Source organism: Corallococcus carmarthensis (assembly GCF_003611695.1).
Classification (GTDB): domain Bacteria; phylum Myxococcota; class Myxococcia; order Myxococcales; family Myxococcaceae; genus Corallococcus; species Corallococcus carmarthensis.
Genome location: NZ_RAWE01000479.1, coordinates 1 through 594, shown reverse-complemented (window position 1 = coordinate 594; position 594 = coordinate 1). Strand labels below are relative to the sequence as shown.

Here is a 594-nt window from a genome sequence, read left to right as displayed (position 1 = left end):
GTATAAGAGACAGGGCGTGCGCCGGGTGGAACGGCTGATCCGCCAGCTCTTGGACTTCACCCGCGCCCGGCTGTCCAACGGCCTGCCCGTGCAGCCCACCTCCGTCAATCTGGGACAGCTGGCGGAGCGCGTGGTGGCGGACCGGCGCAGCGCCCACCCGGGCCGCGACGTGCGGCTGGTCGCCAACGGCGACCTGAAGGGCATCTGGGACGGCGACCGCATCTTCCAGCTGATGGACTCGCTGGTGGGCAACGCCCTCCACCACGGGCCGGTGACCTCCTCCGTGGTGCTCCAACTTCAGGGGCGCTGGGACGGCGTGACGGTCCAGGTGCACGACCCGGACTGCCGGGTGCCTCCGGAGTACCAGGGCACCCTCTTCGAGCCGTTCAAGCACCGCGCCCTGTGCTCCGCGGATGACGGGCTGGGGCTGTCGCTCTTCATCGTGCGGCAGATCGCCCTGGCCCACGGTGGGCGCATCTCCGTGGAGTCGGGAGCGGCGGACGGCACCCGCTTCATCGTGTGGCTGCCCCGGACGGGCGGTTCGTCCGCGACCGGCTCCTGAGCCCCCAGGCATCCGAGCCCACGAGACATCTC

At 71.0% G+C, this 594-nt stretch carries 1 protein-coding gene; it reads left to right on the top strand.

The annotated features are described in order from the left end of the window. Positions 1-562, top strand: a 562-nt coding sequence (locus D7X32_RS44575; RefSeq protein ID WP_208752784.1) for a sensor histidine kinase, incomplete at its 5' end; no start/stop codon positions are given. Positions 563-594 lie beyond the last annotated feature (32 nt).